This window comes from Pasteurella skyensis (assembly GCF_013377295.1).
Lineage (GTDB): Bacteria > Pseudomonadota > Gammaproteobacteria > Enterobacterales > Pasteurellaceae > Phocoenobacter > Phocoenobacter skyensis.
In genome coordinates this window covers 1404932-1427055 of the sequence record NZ_CP016180.1, presented here as the reverse complement: position 1 = coordinate 1427055, position 22124 = coordinate 1404932, and the positions used below count along the sequence as shown (strand labels likewise).

The window sequence follows — 22124 nt, the reverse complement described above, 5'->3', positions numbered from 1 at the left end:
GACAGGCTCTGTGATCGGTGTTTGGCTAGTTCGATGATAGATGTTTATCGTTCTCGATTCCTTAGCCTGTCGAAGATACCATTAGAAATAGCAAGAAAATTTTTTATTTTTTAACATTAATAATGGTGTCTTATATTTTTAGAGAATATTTTATCCTCTAAAATCTGTATAACATTTATTGTTAATAACTACATTGTCTTTTGGTGTAAACTTGCATCAAAAGGCATTTGATTTTTTAATACTGTTTGAGCAATGGCCACTAATTTACGCATTAAAGCCACGATAATCACTTTTTTATCCTTCCCTTTTGCCAGTAAATTATCAACAAAAGTCTTATAAATTCTATCTTTATAATTCCCAAAACTATAGGCAACCGCAGGCATAAATAAAATTTTACGAATATCCGTTTGTCCAATTTTTGATATTCTCGGTTTACCATTTATGCTACTGCCTGATTGATGGTGCATAGGAGTTAAGCCTGCATAAGCAGCTGCAGCTTTTCCATTTTTAAAACGAGAGCCATCGCCAAGATAAGCCAGTAACCAAGCAACACTTTTTTTACCTAATTCTGGAATGCTTGATAATAATTTTGCATTTTGTTTGAGCATTGTATCCGTTTTGATTGTTTCATCAATTTGTTTTTCAAAAGCTTTTATTTCTTCACGCAAGAAATTAGCCAAACGCTCTGCACTTGCAATACTTTCGCTATCTGACATCATTTTAATCCGAGTACGTTCTTTTTGCTCAGCTTGTTTAAGATGTTCTAGCTGTCGTAATCTTAATAATAATGCACGTTGAGCCTTTGGTGGTGGTTGCCACGCTTGTGGTTGCTCTTTTGCCGCAAAACGAGCAATAAGCATTGCGTCTATCTTATCGGTCTTATTTCTAAGATTTTGTCCAATGCCATAAGCCTTGATACATTTAGGGTTAATCACGCTTACTTTTGCCTTTTTATCATAGAGAAAATAGGCTAATTCTTCCCAATAAATACCAGTTGCTTCCATTACAACGTGTAGATTTTGAGTATCTTTGTTAATCCATTTTAATAATGATTCAAACCCTTTTTTATCATTATCAAAAGTATTATGTAGGGCTTTTTTATTTTCTTTATAAATCGCTACATCAAACTTCTTGCAAGCAATATCAATACCAATGTAGAATGTGTTATTCATATTTGTTCCTCAACCTTGTTTATACGAGCTAGCACTAATAGTGTTACTCAGGATACCATTCGGGATGAATATGGAGTTGAAGTAGGTTATATCTTCGACACAGGTTTTTAACCTAAGGATATTTACAAGCTCTACTTCAACAGCCCTACTGTTATTTATAATAGTAGGGCTTTTTTATAATACAAGGATGAGAGAATGCTCACCAAACAAATTCTGTGCATAAACACCTAACACTTCGACGGGCTCAGTGATCGGTGTTTGGGTAGTCTAGTGACTCAGCTTAGAGATTAGTTTTGTAGATAAAAGAAAACATAGCGGATACATTGTGATAAAAATTTGCAAATTTTTAAGTGAATGTACCCGCTAGCAAAATAAAACTAATCGACTTTGACAATCCAACCTTCAGGAGCAGGAATATCACCGAATTGAATACCTGTTAATTCATCGTATAAACGTTTTGTAATAGGACCAACTTCCGTTTCTGAGTAGAAAATATGAAAATTATCTTTATATTGAATACCCCCAATAGGAGAAATCACAGCAGCCGTTCCACAAGCTCCAGCTTCGATAAAATCATCAAGTTTATCAATATAAACATCACCTTCAATAGTTTCCATTCCTAAACACTCTTTGGCTAAATAAAGTAAAGAGTATTTGGTAATACTAGGTAGAATAGAGGGGGATTTTGGCGTGATAAATTGGTTGTTTTTTGTAATGCCAAAGAAATTAGCCGCTCCTACTTCTTCAATTTTAGTATGAGTGGTTGGATCAAGGTAAATACAATCACTGAAATTTTTTGAATGAGCAATTTGACCCGGTATTAAGCTAGCAGCATAGTTTCCACCTACTTTGTCAGCGCCTGTACCATAAGGTGCAGCACGATCATAGTCAGGTAATACTAAGAAATTGGAAGGAGTTAATCCGCCTTTAAAATAATTTCCTACAGGGCAGCAGAAGATGGAGAAAATAAATTCAGGGGCACTTTTTACCCCCATATTTTCACCAACGCCAATCACAAATGGACGTAAATATAATGTGGCACCAGAACCATAAGGAGCAAGCCATTTTTCGTTAGCCTTTACGACATCTTTACAGGCTTGAATAAACATTTCTTCAGGGATTTGTGGCATTAAGAGTCGTTTACAACTGCGTTGCATACGTTTAGCATTTTCATCAGGACGGAAGAGATTAATTGAACCATCTTTGCAGCGATAGGCTTTTAAACCTTCAAAACATTGTTGTCCATAATGTAATGCAGTAGAGGATTCACTGATATGCAGTGTGGCATCTTGTGTTAGCTTGCCTTCATCCCATTGACCGTTTTTCCAGTGTGCAATAAAACGATAATCTGTTTTTATATAAGAAAAACCTAAATTTTGCCAATCAATATTTGTTACCATTGTTGTGTTCCTTTTGTTTTGTATTATGGATAGCTTGAATTTACATCATATAGTTCAATTTGAAAAGGCATAATAAAAAGAAATTGTGGCAGGGGGAATTAAATCTGTTAGAATATTGGAGTTTGCTAAATAAAAAAACCGTCCAAATACTGACGTAAAGGACGGCAAAAAATCAAACCCACAGGGTTTAAATATACAGGAAGTGAAATGAGTAACTTACTTGTTACTCGAGCTTAGATTTACTAAGCTAATATGCAAACACAACATCATACTTAAATAACAAAACTATGCTACTTAAGTAAATATGTCACAAATTTTAAGTATATTGAATGAATAACACAAACGAGATTTTTTTATCTCTAAAATAAGAAAAAATAATGAATAGAAAACTTCCACCTTTAAATGCGTTAAAGACATTTGTATCGGCTGCTAGTCATTTAAATTTTACAAAGGCTGCAGAAGAATTATTTGTTACTCAAGCTGCGGTGAGTCACCAAATTAAATTGCTTGAAGATTTTCTTGGTACACCGTTATTTTATCGTCGTAATCGATTATTGGAATTAACAGAAGTTGGTTTGCAATATTTTGAAGATATTCAACCACTGTTAGATCAAATTATTGTTGCTACGGATTGCGCCAAAAAAATAAAAACACGTCAAGTATTAACGATCAGTGTTCCTCAAACTTTTGGTATTCATTGGTTAGTGCCTCGTTTGAATGATTTTCATCAAGAGTATCCTGATATTGAGGTGAGAATCAAAGGCGTGGATCAAGATGAAGGAAAACTTGGTACGGAAATTGATGTGGCTATCTATTATGGATTAGGTCATTGGGAAAACCTTAAATCAATTCGTTTAGCAGAAGCTCGTATCATTATTTTAGCTTCTGAGCTTTTTATTAAAGAGCATAATATTCAAACGCCAGAAGATTTAATCGGTAAGCCATTATTACATTCAAATACTCATAATAAATGGAAGAAAATGAAGGAGCATTTGAATTTAGATGGATTAGATGCTGAATCTGGTTCAGTTTTCAGCCATTCATTTATGGTATTACAGGCGGCAATGCACCAACAAGGTATTGCGATTACCAATAGTCTTTTAGCACATCATGAGATTGATGAAGGGCATTTGGTCGAGTTATTTTCTACTAATCTTTACGATGAAAAAGCGTTTTATGTGGTTTATCCTCCTCAGATGGAAAAAGTAGAGAAAATTCATCATTTTGTGGAATGGATTATGAAAGAAATGGAAGAGGGAAAGAGAGATTAATTATTTTTATTTGCAAAAGTATAAAAATCTTCTATACTCTTTCGTCTGAGTTGGTTAGGCAATCGCTGGTTTATTGAAGCCCGAAAAAGAGTTGAAAAACTATCTATGGGACAGATAAACGAGAGGAAAGTCCGAGCTACACAGGGCAGAGTGCCAGATAACATCTGGGAGGCGTGAGCCTACGACTAGTGCAACAGAGAGCAAACCGCCGATGGCTCGTAAGAGAACAGGTAAGGGTGAAAGGGTGTGGTAAGAGCACACCGCATGAGTGGTAACATTTCATGGCACGGTAAACTCCACTCGTAGCAAGACCAAATAGGAACTCAATGGGCGGCTCGTTCAGAGTTCGGGTAGGTTGCTTGAGCGTATGTGTGAATGTACGCCTAGAGGAATGATTGTCCACGACAGAACTCGGCTTACCGACCAACTCACCTCTTTTAAGATATAAGTCATCATTACTTATATCTTTTTTATGGGTATAAATTCACCTTATTTTATTATCTATTTTTAGTTGAAAAAATCTTTATTTTCTATTTAAAATCATTATAATGACAGCCTGTCGTTTTTCTTGAATATTAAACGGCAATAAATTGAGGGAAGTAGCTGGGTCGCCTGCTACTTTTATTTTTAACGGAACAAAATGTTCCTTTTTATATGAGAATTAAAAAATGTCATTTACATTTGAAGCCAAAGTTCGTTCAACGCATGGTACGGGTGCGAGCCGCCGTCTGCGTCATAAAAATCAAGTTCCTGCTATTATCTATGGTGGTAATGCAGAAGCAGTTGCGATCACATTAGATCACGATAAAGTAAACAACGCACAATTTGAAGATTCATTTTACAGTGAAGTATTAACATTAGTTGTTGATGGTAAAGAAGAGAAAGTAAAAGTTCAAGCAATTCAACGTCACGCAACTAAACCAAAATTATTACACTTAGATTTCAAACGTGTTTAATCACTAAATACTCAGTTTTAAACTAGGTTTTTGATTTAAAAAGATTAAGTTCGTAAGGGCTTAATCTTTTTTGCAAATTTTACCCAAGATCTTACCGCTATAACTTAATCATTCAATCCTTTTCTCAATGCGAAATAGCCGAATATAAGGTATAATCTCTCACAGATTTTTAAACTAAATTAAGAGATTTCAATGACAACAATCGCAAAAAATCCGTTCGTTTTAGTGGACGGTTCATCTTATCTTTATCGTGCATTTCACGCATTCCCTCCTTTAACCAATGCTGAAGGTCAGCCGACAGGAGCAATGTATGGTGTGTTGAATATGTTAAAAAGTTTAATTTCGCAGGTTGAACCAAGTCATATTGCAGTGGTATTTGACGCTAAGGGTAAGACGTTTCGTGATGAAATTTTTGAGCAATATAAAGCTCATCGTCCACCAATGCCTGATGATTTACGTAGTCAAATTGAACCATTGCATACTATTATTAAAGCATTAGGTATTCCACTACTTTCTATTGAGGGTGTCGAGGCTGATGATGTGATTGGGACACTTGCTTTGCAAGCCTCAAAAGAAGGTAAAGATGTATTGATTAGTACAGGTGATAAGGATATGGCACAGCTTGTTGATGATCATATAATGCTGATCAATACGATGAGTAATACATTATTAGATCGTGAAGGTGTGATTGAAAAATATGGTATTCCTCCTGAATTGATGATTGATTATCTTGCATTACGTGGTGATACGTCAGACGGTATTCCGGGTGTGAAAGGCGTAGGAGAAAAGACCGCTTTGGGTTTATTGCAAGGAATTGGTTCACTTAAAGACATTTATCAAAATTTAGATAAAATTGCTGAATTAGGTTTCCGTGGAGCAAAAACACTTGCCCCTAAAATGGAAGCTGAAAAGGAAATGGCAGAGTTATCTTATATCTTAGCCACTATTAAAACTGATGTTGAACTTGATATTACTCACGATCAACTAATAACCGAACCACAAAATCAATCTTTATTAGTTGAGTTATTTGAACGTTATCAATTCAGACGTTGGTTAAGTGAAGTACAAGGTAATGCTAATCCTGTTACTCAACAACAAAAAGAAAAAGTACCGAATAATTATCAAATAACGTCAAACCAAGCGGTTACATCAGAGAAAAAATTTGCAAAAATTGAAATAAATCGCACCGCTTATCAGCAAGTGGATAGTGAAGAAGTATTACAACAATGGCTTGAAAAACTACAACAAGTGAGCGTGTTTGCGGTTGATACTGAAACCGATAGCCTTGATGTGATGACAGCAAATTTAGTGGGAATTTCATTTGGTTTAGAAAATGGCGAAGCCTGTTATATTCCACTTGAACACAACTATTTAGGCGTGCCACAACAGTTGGATAAACAGCACGTTTTAACTCAATTAAAACCGATTTTAGAAAATCCAGAAATTCTAAAAATAGGGCAAAATATTAAATATGATTTAACCATTTTTGCTCAAAATGACATTGAATTACAAGGGGTTGCCTTTGATACAATGCTAGAATCCTACACCCTAAACAGCACAGGGCGACACAATATGGACGCATTAGCAGATCGTTATTTAGGGCATAAAACCATTAGTTTTGAAGAAATCGCAGGCAAAGGCAAAAATCAGCTTACTTTTGATCAAATTGAGTTAGAACAAGCCACGCAATATGCTGCCGAAGATGCCGATATAACAATGAAATTGCACCAAGTTTTATCCGCTGAATTACAAAAAACACCTGAATTAGTCAAGTTATTCAACGAAGTAGAAATGCCATTGGTTAATGTGCTTTCACACATTGAGCGTAACGGTGTGTTGGTTGATGACCATCTTTTATTAGAGCAATCAAGTGAAATTTCAGCTCGTTTGATCGAGTTAGAAGAGCAGGTACACAATGAAGCAGGGGAAGTGTTTAATCTCGCTTCACCAAAACAGCTGCAAGAAATTTTATTTAATAAATTAAACTTACCTGTTATCAAAAAAACGCCAAAAGGTGCGCCTTCAACCAATGAAGAAGTATTAGAAACGCTCGCAAATCAAGGGCATAATGTACCAAAATTGATTATTGAACATCGTGGTTTAAGCAAATTAAAATCAACTTATACCGATAAATTGCCACAAATGATCAACCCAACAACAGGGCGTATTCACACGTCTTATCATCAAGCGGTAACTGCCACAGGACGTCTTTCATCAAGCGATCCAAACTTGCAAAATATCCCAATTAGAAACGAAGAGGGGAGACGTATTCGTAAAGCCTTTATCGCTCGTGAGGGTTATGTCATTTTAGCCGCCGACTATTCGCAAGTTGAGTTAAGAATTATGGCACACTTATCGAACGATCAAGGAATGATTACTGCATTCGCAGAGGGCAAAGATATTCACAAAGCCACCGCAAGTGAGATTTTTGGCGTATCACTCGATGACGTCACAGGTGAACAACGCCGTAGTGCCAAAGCGATCAATTTCGGCTTGATTTATGGAATGTCTGCTTTTGGATTATCAAATCAGCTTGGCATTTCACGAGGCGATGCTCAAAACTATATGGATCTCTATTTCAAACGCTATCCAAACGTCCAACAATTTATGTTAGACATTAAACAAAAAGCCGCAGAACAGGGCTATGTTGAAACCTTGTTAGGTCGCCGTTTATATTTACCTGAAATTCAATCCAGCAACCAAATGCGTAAAAAAGCCGCCGAACGTGTCGCTATCAACGCTCCAATGCAAGGCACAGCTGCGGATATTATCAAAGTTGCAATGATTAGTATTGATAAACAAATCCGTGATTGCAATGATATTCTAATGATTATGCAAGTCCACGATGAATTGGTGTTTGAAGTTAAAGCCGATAGAGTAGAGCATTATAGTCTGTTGATTAAAGCAGAAATGGAAAAAGCGTTTGAGTTGAAAGTTCCGCTGATTGCAGATGTTGGAGTTGGGGGTAATTGGGACGAAGCACATTAAAGCGGTCTTATTAAAAATTTACAAATTTTAAGGAAAAATAAAATGGCAAAGAAAATACAATCAATAGAACCAAATATTGCAGATTTAGCAAATGGGTGGTTAAAAGAATACGGTTTAGACTATAAATTAGAACAAGAAAGTTTAAATACAGAAATAGATAATGCTCTTGATGATTATCATTCGAAAAATGGTGGGAAAGGCGGAAATCGTCCTGATGCAAAACTTCTCAAACAAGATAAAAATTTAGATTTTTATCCTATTTTGATCGAATATAAAGGCTATAAAGATAAACTTGAAAAATTAAATGCCAATAATCAAGTTGATAATATGACTGCTAAAAATCAGCCTAATTTTAAAAATATTAAAGATTATGCGGTCAATGGTGCGATTCATTATGCTAATGCTCTTTTACATCATACAAGTTATACCGATATTATCTCGATCGGTATGACAGGCTACAAAGATGAAAGCGGTAAGATTATTCATCAAATTGGCGTGTACTATGTATCTAAATCTAATTTAGGTATTGGGCAAAAAGTGGGCGAATTTTCAGATTTATCTTTTTTAGCTGATAATAATTTTGATGCGTTTATTGAGCAAGTTAAAAAACTTATGCTCTCAAATGAAGAGCTTGAATTATTAAAATCACAGCGTGAAAAAGAAATTGATGCAAGTTTAGTAAAACTTAACAATGATATTTATCAACAAGAAAAAGGCTTGGGAGAAAATGATCGTGTTTATTTAGTAGCCGCATCTATTATTGCAACCTTAGGTGTTGCAGGAAAAGTTGCACCTCTTGAAAAGTCAGACTTAAAATCATCAAGTGAGGCAGGTAATACTGATGGCGAAATTATAATGCGAAAAATCAATGCCTTCTTAAATGAAAAGAATATTCCAAAAGATAAAAAAGATCTGATTGTTAGAACATTATCAAACACGCTTTTGACAGATAATATCAACAAAGTTAAAGATGGAGAAACTCAGCTTAAACGCGTGTTTTCTAAAATTGTTGATGATTTAGGCATTTATTACAAAATTGGTTTAACAACTGATTTTACAGGAAAATTATTCAACGAAATGTATGGTTGGCTTGGGTTTTCACAAGATAAACTTAATGATGTTGTTTTAACGCCATCTTATGTTGCCACACTTTTGGTGAAACTTGCACGAGTGAATAAAGATTCTTATGTGTGGGATTTTGCGACAGGTTCAGCAGGTTTATTAGTTGCAGCGATGAATGAAATGCTTATTGATGCAAAAAATACCATTACTTCACCAAATGAACTCATAAAAAAAGAAGCGATGATAAAAGCAGAGCAGTTATTAGGGCTAGAACTACTTTCTAGTGTTTATATGCTTGCGATATTAAATATGATTTTAATGGGCGATGGCAGTTCAAACATTCTTAATAAAGACTCTTTAATTGACTTTGATGGAAAATATGGCTTTGGTAAAACAGACACTGCATTCCCTGCTGATGCGTTTATTCTAAACCCACCTTATTCTGCAAGTGGAAATGGTATGAATTTTGTGGAAAAGGCGCTTTCTATGATGAGTAAAGGTTATGCGTCAATTATTATTCAAGGTAGTGCAGGAAGTGGTAAAGCGGTTGAGTTTAACAAGAGAATTTTGCAAAGAAATACTTTACTAGCGAGTATTAAAATGCCGATTGATTTATTTGTCGGAAAATCAAGCGTACAAACTTATGTTTATGTGTTCAGAGTCAATGAAAAACACAATAAAGATGAAATGGTTAAATTTATTGATTTTTCAAATGATGGCTACACAAGAACGAACCGTAAAAAAGCAAGTAACAATTTAAAAGATACGGATAGGGCAAAAGAGCGTTATGCAGAGCTAGTTAATCTTGTGAGATTTGGTAAATCTAAGCTAAATATTTTTACCGAGCAAGAATATTATGAAGATACCATCGATCCTGAAAATGGAGCAGATTGGAATAAATCAGCCCCTATTGATACCAAGCCAACCCTTGAAGATTTCAAAAAGACGGTGAGTGATTATTTAGCGTGGGAAGTGTCAAACTTACTTAAAAATCAAGGAAATGACAGCTTGGGAAAATAAATGCCCCACTTAATAAAATGTTAGAAAATGTTGAGTGGGGTGAGTTTGAAGTACAAAATTTATTTAATGTTGTAGGGACAAGATCATTAGATAGTAATGCGATAGAATTTACAGAAACAGGAATAAATTTTGTAGGGCGAACTTTTGAAAACAATGGTATTCAAGGGAAAATCCAAGAGAGGAATTTTAAACCAAATGAACCTTTTACTATAACTGCAACGGTTATTGGTAATTATAAGTATGTTAAATATCAGAAAGAGCCATATTATTGTTCTCAGAATATTAATAAATTAACCCCTAAGGAAATTATTGAAAAATGGAATGAAAGAATTGCGTATTTTTTTATTTCAAATTTACAAAAGTTTGTTTCTTTATATGATGGGCAACAGGGGGGATATAAATTAGATGATATTAAACAGTTTAAAATCACGCTTCCCATTACTAGTAATGGTTCGATAAATTTTTCCTTTATGGAAAAATTTATCGCGGAGCTAGAGGCGAGCCATCTAGCGGAGCTAGAGGCGAGCCATCTAGCGGAGCTAGAGGCTTACCTAAGCGTTACAAATTTAAAAGATTACCATTTAACCCAAGAAGAAAAAGATGTTTTACGATCTTTTGAGCAAAATGAAATTGAGTGGGGCGAGTTTAATTTAGAAAAATTATTTGGAAAATCTACAAGAGGCAGACGCTTAAAAAGTGATGATAGAATAAAAGGAACTTTACCTTTTGTTACAGCAGGAGAGGCAAATACAGGAATATCTGATTCTATAGGAAATGATGTTCATATTTTTTCAGAGAATACTACAACTATTGATATGTTTGGATCTGCAAAATATAGAAATTACAAATATGGTGGAGATGATCATATCGCAGTTGTTCATACTGAAAACTTACAAAAACATTCATCTATTTTTGTAACAACAGCTATTCATAAATCTTCTTATACGAATAAATTTAGTTATTCAAGAAACTTTTATGCAAAAGATGCAGATGAATTAAATATACAATTACCATTATTAGACAATGAGCCAAATTACCAAATAATGGAAATCTTTATCAAAGCCATTCAAAAACTTGTAATAAAAGATGTTGTTTTATATTCAGAACAGAAAAGAGCATTAACTAAACAGGTTATTAGCTCTTAATGGATAAAGCGGTTATTTTTATTAAATAATTTACAAATCGTAAAATTTTATAAAAATATAACCGCTTAAAAACTATTTGAATAAAAAAATATTAACTATGACAAGAATAAACCTTATCCCCCCAAAGAACTCTGCGATCAACACCTTCTCGCAGAGTTTAGAGAGCTTACTCGTATTCCTAATGCTGTTGCAAAAGAAAAATATAATTTAGTTGGAATGCCAGAAGATTATAAACTTGGAACAGGACACGTTCGTTTTTTCTTTAATAAATTGACGTTCTTAAAAAAACGTTATCAAGATTTATATGAGGAATGTAAAGCGAGAAATTTCAATGTCACTTATATTTGGCCAGAAAACTTACCAGATGATGAAAGTTTATGGCTAGATTACATTCCGACCGTGAATGCGATTGCTGTAAATAGAGCAAGAATTTTAGAAAGAATGCCTACAAAACCAAGATTTACAGCTCGGATCGAATTGCAAAAAATAACAAAAATCTAACCGCTTAAAGATAACTCTTACTATTATGCTTTTGGAAAATACGCTTTAATTGAGCAAACGCTTTCCTATGACAAAAATCAAAATATCCCAAAATAATGGGGTAAATACACAAATTTTCGTTTATAATCCAACGAATGTCTTAATCACATTTTTTAACAAAAAAGGAAAACAATATGAAAGATTTTATGAGTATTGCACAACAATGGTTAGCACAAGATCCTGATGCAGAGACTCGAGCAGAGTTGCAAGCGATTATTGATCAGAATGATGTTAAAGAGTTAGAAGCTCGTTTTTCAGATCGTTTACAATTTGGTACAGCTGGGTTACGTGGTAAATTGCAAGCGGGATCAATGGGTATGAATCGTGTGCTAGTTTGCCAAGCTGCGGCTGGGTTAGCTCGTTTCTTATTGAAAAAAGAAAAAAATCCAACAATTGTGATTGGTTATGATGGTCGTAAAAATTCATTACGTTTTGCACAAGATACTGCTGAAATTATGCAAGCAGTAGGAATTGAAGCTCAGCTTATGCCAAGTTTACGCCCAACGCCAGTATTAGCATTTGCGGTGCGTAAATTACAGGCAAGTGCAGGTGTGATGGTAACTGCAAGTCATAACCCTCCAGAAGATAATGGTTATAAAGTTTATTTAGGCGGTGAAGATGATGGGGCTCAAATCATCTCTCCAAATGATAAATTGATTGCTGAAGAAATTCAGTGGGTTGCAGATAATCAACGTGTAAATGATATTCCACGTGATACAAATTATAAAATGATCGATCAAGCTGTGATTGATGAATTTATTGAGCGTACGGCAAAATTAGTGACTGCTCCAGCAACAGATTTAAGTTATGTTTATACAGCAATGCACGGTGTGGGTAAAGAAACTTTATTAAGTGTGTTAGACAAAGCAGGTTTACCAAAACCAACCTTAGTATTAGAACAATGTGAACCAGACGGAACATTCCCAACTGTTGCATTCCCTAACCCAGAAGAGAAAGGGGCGTTAGATTTAGCGATTGCGAAAGCAAAAGAAGTTAATGCGGAATTTATTATAGCGAATGATCCTGATGCAGACCGTTTGGCTGTAGCAGTAGCGAATGAAAAAGGCGAATGGGCAACATTGCACGGTAATGAAGTCGGTTTATACTTAGGTTGGTTTATTGCACAACAAGCTCAAGCGGAAGGCAGAAAAGGGGTATTGGCATGTTCTTTGGTATCTAGTCCATTACTTGGAAATATTGCTAAATCTTGTGGTATGGAACATCAGGAAACCTTAACAGGTTTTAAATATATCGGTCGTATTCCTCACTTAATTTTTGGTTTTGAAGAAGCATTAGGTTATCTTGTAAACCCAACTGAAGCTCACGATAAAGACGGTATTTCAGCGATTACCTGTTTCTTAAACTTAATCAATAGTTTAAAAGCACAAGGTAAAACGTTCGCACAATATCGTCAAGAATTTATGGATACTTTTGGGGCAGCAAATAGCGATCAATTAAGTATTCGTGTTGAAGACTTAAGTCGTATTCAGCGTATTCAACAAGCAGTACGTGCAAATCCATTTAAAGAGCTAGGTGGTGTTGCAGTTGAGCAATATATTGATCATTTAGAAACTGAAAAACAAAATGATATTTTAGTGTTCCATCTTGCTGGTGGACATCGTGTTATTTTCCGTCCATCAGGCACAGAACCTAAATTGAAAATGTATTTAGATACTACTGGTAAAACATTGGTTGAAGCAAAAGAAATTTGTGCTAAAGTAAAAGCCGATTTGGATAAATTTGCTACTAGTATTGCTTAATTCGTCTTACTGACTTTATTTTAAATAGCGTCAATCATTGAATCTACACCCTAAAAGTTTGATTAATAATCAACAAATTAAGGTGTAGATTTTTTTATTTAAAGTTTCTAACTAAAAGTGCTAATATTCGTTTAATTCTCAAGGTATAGGAATACAAAAGCTATGATGAAAAACAAAAAACTTGCCTTTATCGGTGCTGGAAATATGGCATTTGCGATAATGAGTGGCTTAATTAAAAATGGTTATTTATCAGAAAAAATTATTGCGTGTAATAAAAGTAATCAAGTTCGCCGTAAGGAATTAGAGGAATTGGGGATTACTGTAAATTTGAGTAATAGTGAAGCAGTGAAACAAGCTGATGTTGTTATCTTAGCGGTGAAACCACAGGTAATGAGTGCTGTTTGTGCTGAATTTTCAGATTTAGATTTTAGTGATAAGTGGGTTATCTCCGTTGCGGCAGGTATTTCGGTAGATCGTTTAGAAGCATTGTTGCCTAGTGCAAAAAATATTATTCGTACAATGCCCAATACTCCTTCATTAATTGGTGAAGGAGTAACAGGATTATTTGCAAAATCTTCTACGGATCGTACCGCTTGTGAGTTTGCTGAAGCCTTGATGGAAGCTGTTGGCAAATGTTATTGGGTAAAAACAGAAGATCAATTAAATCAAATTATTGCAATTACTGGTTCAAGTCCTGCTTATTTTTTCCTTTTTATGGAGGCAATGCAACAATCAGCAATTAAAATGGGATTTAGTGAGCAAGATGCTCGTTATTTAGTGCAATCTGTAGCATTGGGTGCTACTAAGTTAGTAGAAAGTAAGCCTGATACTCCACTTTCTCAATTACGAGAAAATGTCACTTCAAAAGGAGGAACAACGGCTGAGGCTTTAGCGATTTTTGAACAACACCATTTACTACAAACTGTTGATAATGCGATGCTTGCAGCAATTAAACGAGCGGAAGAGATGGAAAAATCATTATGATAAAACTTTCACCTTTCCAATGGACATCATTTAACTTTTTTGGTTATTTTTGTGCTTATGGTGTACTAATGCCATTTTTTCCTATTTGGTTAGAAAATAATGATTATTCTAGTGAAGTTATTGGTTTTTTACTTGCATCTGGTTATTTATTTCGCTTTTTGGGTAGCCTCTTAACACCTCAAATTGTCACTCAACCAACGCAGTTACTCAATGTTGCTAGATTACTCTCTATTGTGACCCTTATTGCTACTGTAATGATGGCGTATCTTGTTGATTCAATTTGGACATTAGTCCCTATTTTTGCTCTGTTTCATATCGTAAATGGTGGCTCAATGACGATTGGTGATGCAATAGCCTCCACTTGGCAAAAGCAAGTGGGAATTGATTATGGAAAAACACGCTTATTTGGATCAATTGCGTTTGTTGTAGGCTCTCTTGTCGCAGGTTATGTTGTTGGTTTATTTGGTGAACAAACAATTATTTGGTTAATTGTTGGTTTTTTGATCTTTCTTACAAGCGGTCAGATGTTGGGAACAAATTGCAATTTTGTAAATTCTGAACAAAAACAGACCGCTTCAAAGGTGACTTATCTATCATTGTTAAAAGATAACACCGTTTTACGAATGTTAATTGCGACATCACTTATTCAGGCTACACACGCTACTTATTACACTTATAGTACTATTTATTGGAAATCGCAGGGAATTTCTCCACAAACCTCTAGTTTGTTATGGGGATTATCAGTTGCTGCAGAAGTCGGCGTATTCTTTATTTCAGGTAAAGTGTTTAGTAGTAAAAAAGTACATCATCTCATTATTATTGCAACATTATGTGCGATTATTCGTTGGGTTTTATACGCATTTACGACAGATGTTATTCTACTGGCTTGTGGACAAATATTACACGCATTCACTTTTGGTTTAACTCACTTTGCAATGATTCGTTACATCTCAAACCAGCCTTCAGAAACAATTCCTAAGTTACAAGGGCTATATTTCGGATTAGGTTTTAGTGGAATCACTGCATTATTTACGTTTTTCTCTAGTACTGTGTATGGCTATTCACCAAGTTGGAGTTTTATATTAATGGCAATATTGGTTGCTCCTGCGATATTGATTGTACCAAAGAAATATTAGATAAAAGAGCAGAATTAAGGTAATGAATATGATAGATCGTGCAACTCAACGTCAGCAGTTACGCAATCAAATGCGAATAAAACGATGTGGGTTATCAGAACAGCAACAACATCAAGCAGCACAAAGTATTATTCAACCTGCTTTAGCTTTAATTAGAAAATATAATGTAACAAAATTAGCCTTTTATTTGCCATTTAATGGTGAAATCTCACCCTTACCCTTGATTGATGAATTATTAGAACAGGGCAAACAAATTTACTTACCTGTATTGCACCCTTTTTCAAAAGGGCATTTATTATTCCTTGAGTATGATAAAAATTGCAAAAAGTCTTTAAAATCTAACCGCTTTGGTATTATTGAACCTCAATTAGATGTGAGAAAAGTATTGCCATTAGGTGAATTAGATATCATTTTTGCTCCCTTAGTTGCTTGTGATAAAAAAGGCAATCGCTTAGGAATGGGGGGCGGATTTTATGACCGAACCTTTGCTCAAGCACCTTCCAATTTAATTAGTATAGGACTGGCTCATCAGTGCCAACAAGTAGAAGAACTACCTGTTGAAAGTTGGGATATGCCGTTGGATTATATTGTTTGGCATAGTAGACAAAATAGTTGGTAATTTTGAGGAGCTATGCCCATAGTAGACAAATGAGTTGGTTTTTATTATTTTATAAATAATTACCAACTCCTTTTATTTAGAAAATCTTTTATAAACATAATCTTATGGTATTTGGTTAAACCATTATGATTAGATAGTTTTCGTTTAAGTTCTCCAAATAAACTTTCAAGCCTATTTGTTGTTTTTTCTATATTTAATTCAGGATATTTTTCAAAAGTAAATAAATAATCCATATTATATTTTAAGCTCCTGTAAGCACTTCTTATATTACGATGTTTAAAAGGATATTTACCCTTTTCATTTATTTTATCGGAGCGTTCATTTAAATATTCTTTATGTTTTAAATACCAATAATGTAAATTAATATAGAACTCGTTTTTAGAGCTATTTTTTAATGTTTTAACTAATATTTTTAGCTCTTTTCCCGCTTCAGATTTAGGGTTCCTTGTTAATTTCCTTATTACATTTGCTATTTGATGAAATTGGCAAAGTTGTGCAGGCGTATTTAAAAAATCTCTTAATAATCCTCGTCTTCCATCACAAGTAATAGATTGAATAATATAGCCTTTTTCTCTTAATTTATTCATTGCTAATAGATAATAAAGATTTTTTTCTGTTGTCACAATTTGATGATAAATTACCTTCTTTGATAAAGTGTCCATAAAAACGAGAACACCAAAATTTCGACCAAAGAAAGTGGTATCCATCATTAAGTTCAATTTATTATTTTGTGGGATATTTAATGGCGTTTTAGGGGCTTTTAAAACATATCTTTGAATAGTTCTAACAGAGCAATTATATTTAATTGCTAGTTGCTTATAGGTTTGTTTACCTTCTGTGTAATCTAGCCAAATTTGGCTTGAATTTAAGGATTTTTTGAAGGTAAAAGTTTTATTACAAATAGAGCATTTATAACGTTGAACATTATTTTGGGTACCATATTTGTGAATATTCGTTTTATGACAAAAAGGACAAGTTTTTTATTCATTTTCAAAAAAGTGGGCTAAAGCACAGTAATATAAAGCTTTAACCCATTTTTTACCAACTATTTTGTCTACTATGCCTATTGTTTTAGGTAAGTAAAAAATAAATATTATTTTTACTAAAGTACTTTTTGTCCTTTATGTCAATTCTTCCTATCTTATAGCGATATGATATTAATCATTTTTTGCAAATTCTAATCAATATATTAGCTCTCAATTTTGCATATTAGTTTTTAAGAAATTTTCTAATTGTTTAATATCTATTTTGCCAGAAAAATAGTCAATAAAGAGCATTGCCTGTGAAGATTTTTCGCAATTAGCTTTTTGTATATAAAATATTATTTCTTTAAAATTCCAGCTATATCCATTGATAGCAGGATATTGTTTAATAACCTCTAGAATAGAGTAGAGAGTAATATTGTTATCATTTGCCAAATAGCGAATAAAGTACATAATAGCAATATTATATGTATCGTTATTAAGCTGTATCATTAGTGTTTCTGCTTGTTTTGCTTTTTTTATAGAAAGCTCAAAACTTTTTTGAAGAAGGTATAGTTCAGCAATGTTTTCTACCAATTGTGTATATTGATATATAATTTGTTCATTCTTACTTTTTTTATAAAGATACTTAAATTCTTCGTAAGTAGCAATAGCTTGTTTGATATTAGGTGGATTAAGTTGTGTATAGCAGACAGCTAAATTATACATAGCGTTAGCACATAGTATTTGAATTTCCTCATTATTATTTTTTTGATATCGTTGTTTTATTGCTTCGTAAGTATCAATTGCTTCTTGAATATCACCTATTGAATTACGTTCTCCATAACAGAGTGCTAAATTAAACATAGCGTTAGCACATAGTATTTGAATTTCCTTATTTTCATTTATTTGATATTGTTGCTTTATTGCTTCGTAAGTATCAATTTCTCGTTGACTATCACCTATTGAATTACGTTCTCTATAACAGAGTGCTAAATCAAACATAGCGTTAGCACATAGTATTTGAATTTCCTCATTTTCATTTATTTGATATTGTTGTTTTATTGCTTCGAGAGTATCAATTTCTTGTTGACTATCCCTTACTGGGTTACGTTCTCCATAACAGAATGCTAAATTATATATAGCTGTTGAATGTAGTATATCTGAAGATTGATACATTTTGCTTAATTGTTGATATGCAGTAAGTATTAATTCTGCAACGTTTTTATCTATTTCTAATATTTCTGAGTGTGATAATTTCTTTTCTCTTTTTTTATCATTTATTATATTGGCTTTCTGTAGTAAATAATAAATGTCTTGTAATTCATTTTTATTGTAATTAAGATTCACTTCTAAGTTAAGATAATTGTGAAGTGTTGATGTGGTATTGCCAGAAATTAAAAAAGCGTAGTAAGCACGTAAAAAAGCACTATATGGAAAGGAAGTTATAGCTAATATATAGAGCTGACTACTGTATTTTAGTTTAGTTGAAAATTTATTTTTTTCATTATCAAAGGCTTCTTTTAATGCTTTTATTTGATATGAGGATAAAGTATAGGTAAATATTCTCCATTTTTCTTTAAATATTAGACTTACTGACATTAGTGCCATAGCGTATAAGTTACCTTGTTCTAGATTATTGGTAATAAAATCTGAATTATTTATTTCTAATTGCGCTATATTATCTTCAAGAAGTAATGCATATAGGGAAAAGTGCATTGCCATAATTGGGAGTGTACGTCTTAAGGCAACGAAGTAATTGTGTTCAGCTTGGTGTTGTCTTGAGTATAGCCAATAGTCATTTAAAGTGACTTTGGGATTTTTACTCTTTTTCAATTCATATAAAACAGAATAATCACATAATGTATCGTGTCCTAGAGCATAAAGATTATTTTCCTTATGTAACCAACCATCTTTTTGCCAATGAGTAATAATATTTTGAATGTTAGGATCTAATGTTTTTACAATTTCAGCACTAAGTGGAAATAACATTGTTAATTGAGCAATACTATAATGATTTTGCATTTCCTGAGGAAGGCTGCTGTCTAAGATTCGCCATATATCATAAAAACAATCAGAGCTAAATTCGATAGGTATTTCTTGATATTTTAAATACTTTTGAATAACAGCTAAGATAGGACTATCATTATTATTGTCACTATCACTATAGATAAATTGGCAAGCTTTTTTTCTCCAGCCATTAAGCCAAGAGTCATTAGCACTTAAATTAATTACAGATAAGTTTTCTATTTTTAATTTTGAGGGTTTCTTTTCATCATCAAAATAGCTACTACGACAAGTAAGTATCCAACGGATATATTGGTTATATTCACTGTTGGCTTCCATATACTGATTATATAGTTCATCAAAATCAAGATCACCAGATAGTGTATCAATATAATCAAGTACTAAAACAATTTTCTTTTTATGTAGTTTTGCTCGTGTTATTAATTCATCTAATGAGGATTTTTCAAGTTTTTGTGGGGATTTATATACAACCCATTTTTTGTTATATTCAGGTAGTGAATTTATATTACGGGCAAGTTCTAAGGATAAACGTGTTTTACCACAACCACCTTCTCCAATAAGTAATAAGGGTTGAGCATTTTCAGCACATAGTTGTTTAAGTAAAAGTAATTCATCGTTTAGGTATGTTTTATCACCAGTAAAATTGTGTGGATTTTCTTTTTGGTATGCTTTCCATCCATAATATGTTTGTTGTTCATCGTATAAATAACTGTGTAAAGTAATGGAATGAGTTGGAGGAGGGTATAAACTGTTAAAACCTTTAAAACCGATATTTTTATTCAGAGGCTTTTTCTTTTTTTCTTTTTGAGTTTTCAGGCAGTTGGTTAATGTTGAAAGAATCACCTTTTCTACGAAGCGTATAAATAATTTGAAAAGCCATTTGCAGATAGGAAAAACTATGTAGAAGATAGCAATAATAATAAACAATAGCACAATAGGTTTATCTTGAGTTTGTTCTAACCAATTTATTATGTCTATTATACTTTTAAATTGTTCTAGTGGTTCTAGTAGCCATTTCATCGTATTACTCCCTTTACAGAATAGTTTAAAGGTGAATTTTTATGAGTGTAATGTTCTGTTATTGATGGTAACTTATGTGGTATATGATTTTCAAGTTTTTTTATGATACACAATTTAGGTGAAACTCTATGTTGCATAAAGTATAGCGGTTAGATAAAACCAAAAATTTGCAAATTTTGATCAATATCTTACCGCTTCATTGGAATTGGAACACTAGTTCTGAATCGGATTTACCTTTGCTTTTTGTACTTTTGCATACGCTTCAAGTAATTTTTGATGAGAGGTTAAACCTGTTAAATTTTCATCAGAGGCTGTCCATTGGTAGAATGGATTTCCCCCAGCAACAGCATTCCAAACAAATTCCACCGTCTCTTTTCCATACATTTTTTCAAAGACAGTTTGATATTGTTTAGGCTCTCGCTCTTTATCTAAAAAGAGTTCAATAGATTGAATTAAACAACGATAGTAATTGTTTCTTTCTGGAGTGAATACTGTTGCGTTCATATCCATTGTCCAGTTTGCCCAATCTAGTGCCTCTTCTAAGTTGCCAATGGCGAGGTTGAGCATTGATTTTAGTTCACCAATACGTAGGGTTTGTAGTGCTGAACCTTTATTTGCGGCTATGCCTAAAAACTCTCTTACACGGGTGAAATCATCAATACCTTGTTCGTCAAGTTGCTCTAGTAATTCTTGATAAGTGGCTTTGTTATGATGAAAATTGGGTAGATCTAATAAAATTTCACGCCACTGCATTCCCATATTATTATTGGCATAAATTAAATCATCAGCAGGGTAAATATTAGATATACTCGGGGCTAAAATTCGGCACGCATAAACTCCTAAATGCTCATAATCCATAATATAAACAGGTTGTTCAAGGTGGTTGAATATTGCCATTAGGTTATCAAACTCTTGTTGGGTTGAGCCTGAAAAATCCCAATGATGGAAATCAAAATCAGGATCTTTTTTGAATAAATCCCACGAAATCAGACCGCTTGAATCGATAAAATGCGTTTCAATATTGCTATGTTCTGCCACATCATCATTATCAAAAGAGGGCGGAGTGAAAACATCTAAATCTTTTAAACTTCTGCCTTGCAATAATTCGGTTACCGTACGTTCAAAAGCGACTTCAAAATTAGGATGTCCACCAAACGAGGCGAAGCAAGTACCATTGTGTGGATTTAATAAAATCACACAAATGACAGGGAATTGCCCACCTAATGAGGCGTCAAAACAAAGGATTGGAAATCCCTCGTCTTCCAGTTTAGAGATTGACGCTTTGATATTAGGATAACTATCTATAATGGTTTGAGGAATTTCTGGCAAGCTGATGGCTTCGGTAATAATTTTATGTTTAACATAGCGTTCAAAAACTTCTGAAAGCCCTTGTACACGAGCCTCAAATTTCGTATTACCTGCAGACATTCCATTAGATACAAATAAATTACCAACAATACTTTGTGGAATATAAATGGTTTTATTATCACTAAGACGAGTATAAGGCAGTGCGACGATACCACGCTTTTCATTACCAGATTGTAGATCAATTAATAGATCTGGTGTGAGTTCATTATCAGGATCAAAATAATTGCATAAATAAGGATCTAACAGACCGCTTGGTAGTTGCTGTTCATTTTCAATTGCAAACCATTTTTCATTGGGATAATGCACAAAATCGCTGTTTGCAAGTTGCTGACCTAAATAAAAATCCGCCCAAAAATAGTTAGTTGAAAGACGTTCAAAAAATTCCCCTAGTGCAGAGGCTAATGCCGCTTTTTTAGTTGCCCCTTTGCCATTGGTAAAACATTGTGGGCAATGTTTATCACGAATATGCACCGACCACACATTAGGTACGGGATTGAGCCAAGAGACTTCTTCGATATCAAAGCCAAGTTGAGTTAATTTATGTTGAAAAGTATTAATACTGTCTTCTAACGCTTTGTCTTTACCTAAAATAAAGGTTTGAATTGTCATTGATTGTTGTCCTATTAGTAGAAGTTGGGTATTACATCTACAATATATTAAAATTATGTGAAACGGATCGCAGATTAGCAAATT

General features: G+C 33.6%; 13 protein-coding genes, 1 other RNA gene and 2 pseudogenes. 11 read left to right on the top strand and 5 right to left on the bottom strand.

All coding sequences use genetic code 11. The annotated features are described in order from the left end of the window. Nucleotides 1–188 precede the first annotated feature (188 nt). Complete coding sequence (locus tag A6B44_RS06835; protein WP_176673490.1) at nucleotides 189–1172, bottom strand: IS110 family RNA-guided transposase; 984 nt, start codon at nucleotides 1170–1172, stop codon at nucleotides 189–191. 377 nt (nucleotides 1173–1549) lie between these two features. Next, nucleotides 1550–2596 carry a branched-chain amino acid aminotransferase gene (locus A6B44_RS06830; RefSeq protein ID WP_256211157.1) on the bottom strand — a complete coding sequence of 349 codons (1047 nt, stop codon included), beginning with the start codon at nucleotides 2594–2596 and terminating at the stop codon, nucleotides 1550–1552. A gap of 353 nt (nucleotides 2597–2949) precedes the next feature. Between A6B44_RS06830 and A6B44_RS06825 the strand changes: the two genes are divergently transcribed. The 11 genes and pseudogenes from A6B44_RS06825 (at nucleotide 2950) to A6B44_RS06775 (ending at nucleotide 16053) form a co-directional block, all read left to right on the top strand. Next, nucleotides 2950–3843, top strand: coding sequence for a transcriptional regulator GcvA (locus tag A6B44_RS06825; protein WP_090923252.1), 894 nt, complete (start codon nucleotides 2950–2952; stop codon nucleotides 3841–3843). A gap of 46 nt (nucleotides 3844–3889) precedes the next feature. Next, an RNA gene (gene rnpB / locus A6B44_RS06820) (RNase P RNA component class A) lies at nucleotides 3890–4278 on the top strand. Nucleotides 4279–4511: 233 nt separating this feature from the next. After that, the gene (gene rplY / locus A6B44_RS06815) at nucleotides 4512–4799 is read left to right on the top strand and encodes a 50S ribosomal protein L25 (protein WP_090923253.1); all 288 of its coding nucleotides are present in this window, start codon (nucleotides 4512–4514) and stop codon (nucleotides 4797–4799) included. 192 nt (nucleotides 4800–4991) lie between these two features. Continuing rightward, entirely contained in the window at nucleotides 4992–7787 is a 2796-nt protein-coding gene (polA, locus tag A6B44_RS06810; protein ID WP_090923254.1) for a DNA polymerase I, read from the top strand. 42 nt (nucleotides 7788–7829) lie between these two features. Next, entirely contained in the window at nucleotides 7830–9869 is a 2040-nt protein-coding gene (locus A6B44_RS06805; RefSeq protein WP_090923255.1) for an HsdM family class I SAM-dependent methyltransferase, read from the top strand. Between the two features lie 17 nt (nucleotides 9870–9886). Continuing rightward, nucleotides 9887–11014 carry a restriction endonuclease subunit S gene (locus A6B44_RS06800; RefSeq protein WP_090923256.1) on the top strand — a complete coding sequence of 376 codons (1128 nt, stop codon included), beginning with the start codon at nucleotides 9887–9889 and terminating at the stop codon, nucleotides 11012–11014. 97 nt (nucleotides 11015–11111) lie between these two features. Further along, a pseudogene (locus A6B44_RS06795) lies at nucleotides 11112–11515 on the top strand (pyrimidine dimer DNA glycosylase/endonuclease V). Between the two features lie 173 nt (nucleotides 11516–11688). Beyond that, nucleotides 11689–13314, top strand: a complete 1626-nt coding sequence (locus A6B44_RS06790) for a phospho-sugar mutase (RefSeq protein WP_090923265.1) — start codon at nucleotides 11689–11691, stop codon at nucleotides 13312–13314. A gap of 165 nt (nucleotides 13315–13479) precedes the next feature. Next, nucleotides 13480–14298 (top strand): pyrroline-5-carboxylate reductase, encoded by an 819-nt coding sequence (gene proC, locus A6B44_RS06785; RefSeq protein WP_090923268.1) that lies wholly within the window; start codon nucleotides 13480–13482, stop codon nucleotides 14296–14298. Next, a complete protein-coding gene (locus tag A6B44_RS06780) occupies nucleotides 14295–15434 on the top strand; it encodes a 3-phenylpropionate MFS transporter (protein ID WP_090923266.1) in 1140 nt (379 codons plus the stop codon). Before proC ends, A6B44_RS06780 begins: the two co-directional genes overlap by 4 nt. Before the next feature lie 28 nt (nucleotides 15435–15462). Beyond that, the gene (locus A6B44_RS06775) at nucleotides 15463–16053 is read left to right on the top strand and encodes a 5-formyltetrahydrofolate cyclo-ligase (protein ID WP_246253100.1); all 591 of its coding nucleotides are present in this window, start codon (nucleotides 15463–15465) and stop codon (nucleotides 16051–16053) included. Between the two features lie 59 nt (nucleotides 16054–16112). On the opposite strand, the pseudogene A6B44_RS06770 reads toward A6B44_RS06775, so the two are convergent. The 3 genes and pseudogenes from A6B44_RS06770 to ycaO all read right to left on the bottom strand — a co-directional run. Beyond that, a pseudogene (locus A6B44_RS06770) lies at nucleotides 16113–17018 on the bottom strand (IS256 family transposase, variant Zn-binding type); the annotation flags it as partial. Between the two features lie 231 nt (nucleotides 17019–17249). Further along, complete coding sequence (locus A6B44_RS06765; protein WP_090919157.1) at nucleotides 17250–20063, bottom strand: tetratricopeptide repeat protein; 2814 nt, start codon at nucleotides 20061–20063, stop codon at nucleotides 17250–17252. Nucleotides 20064–20276: 213 nt separating this feature from the next. Beyond that, nucleotides 20277–22040 (bottom strand): 30S ribosomal protein S12 methylthiotransferase accessory factor YcaO, encoded by a 1764-nt coding sequence (gene ycaO / locus A6B44_RS06760; RefSeq protein WP_090919160.1) that lies wholly within the window; start codon nucleotides 22038–22040, stop codon nucleotides 20277–20279. Nucleotides 22041–22124 lie beyond the last annotated feature (84 nt).